The following is a 1,483-nucleotide window of genomic DNA, read 5'->3' as shown; positions in this document are numbered from 1 at the left end:
ACCCGGCGGCCGTGGCCGACGTGCTGCGGTTCGCCGCCACCGAGGTCGTGCCACGCCTGGCGGGCACCTCCGGGGAGCTGGACGCCGTGCTGCACGCCCTCGACGGCGGCTACATCCCGGCCGGGCCGAGCGGGTCGCCGCTGCGCGGGTTGATCAACGTGCTGCCGACCGGCCGCAACTTCTACACCGTCGACCCGAAGGCCGTGCCCAGCCGGCTGGCCTGGGAGACCGGCAAGGCGCTGGCCGACTCGCTGCTGGAGCGCTACCGCGCCGACAACGACGGCGAGTGGCCCCGGTCGGTGGGGCTGTCGGCGTGGGGCACCTCGGCGATGCGCACCGCGGGCGACGACGCGGCCGAGGTGCTGGCGCTGCTGGGTGTGCGGCCGACGTGGGACGAGGCGTCCCGCCGGGTCACCGGCATCGAGGCGATCCCGCTGGAGGAGCTGGGCAGGCCCCGCGTCGACGTCACGGTGCGGATCAGCGGGTTCTTCCGGGACGCCTTCGGGCACGTGGTCGACCTGCTCGACGACGCCGTCCGGCTGGTCGCCGACCTGGACGAACCCGAGTCGCAGAACTTCGTGCGCGCCCACGCCCGCGCCGACCTGGCCGAACACGGCGACGAGCGGCGCGCCACCACGCGGATCTTCGGATCGAAGCCCGGCACCTACGGCGCGGGCCTGCTGCAGCTGATCGACGCGGGCAACTGGCGCGACGACGCCGACCTCGCCGAGGTCTACGCCGCCTGGGGCGGCTACGCCTACGGCCGCGGCCTTCAGGGCGCGCCCGCGCGGGCGGACATGGAACGCTCCTACCGGCGCATCGTGGTGGCGGCGAAGAACACCGACACCCGCGAGCACGACATCGCCGACTCGGACGACTACTTCCAGTTCCACGGCGGGATGGTGGCCACGGTGCGGGCGCTGACCGGCTCGTCGCCCACCTCCTACGTCGGCGACAGCACCACACCCGACGCGGTGCGCACCCGGTCGCTGACCGAGGAGACCGCACGGGTGTTCCGGGCGCGGGTGGTCAACCCGCGCTGGCTGGCCGCGATGCGGCGGCACGGTTACAAGGGCGCGTTCGAGATGGCCGCCACGGTGGACTACCTGTTCGGCTTCGACGCCACCGCGGGTGTGGTCGACGACTGGATGTACGAACGGCTGTCGCAGGACTACGTGCTGGACAAGACCAACCAGGACTTCCTGTCCGAGTCGAACCCGTGGGCGCTGCGCGGCATCATCGAACGGCTCACCGAGGCCGCCGACCGGGGCCTGTGGTCGGAACCGGACCCGGAGCTGCTGGAGTCGCTGCGCGAGGTCTACCTGCGCATCGAGGGCGACCTGGAGGACGGCCGGTCGTGACCGGCTCCCCCACCGGGTCCTCCCCGGGCGTGCTCGGCGACGCGGCGCGGATGGCGTTCGGCACGTTCACCGCGGTGCCGGTGCCCGCCCCGCGCACGGTGGACCGCCGGGTGGGCGGGGCG

The 1,483-nt window shown here is 73.8% G+C and carries 1 protein-coding gene; it reads left to right on the top strand.

From position 1 onward, the window contains the following. Positions 1-1,361 (top strand): cobaltochelatase subunit CobN (locus ACTIR_RS21195; protein ID WP_199285555.1); only part of this gene is annotated, 1,361 nt, incomplete at its 5' end. Between the last annotated feature and the right edge of the window lie 122 nt (positions 1,362-1,483).

It is taken from the genome of Saccharomonospora iraqiensis subsp. iraqiensis (genome assembly GCF_000430445.1).
Taxonomy (GTDB): Bacteria; Actinomycetota; Actinomycetes; order Mycobacteriales; family Pseudonocardiaceae; genus Saccharomonospora; species Saccharomonospora iraqiensis.
The sequence above is the reverse complement of the archived record's forward strand: the minus strand, read 5'-3'. Positions and strand labels throughout refer to the sequence as shown.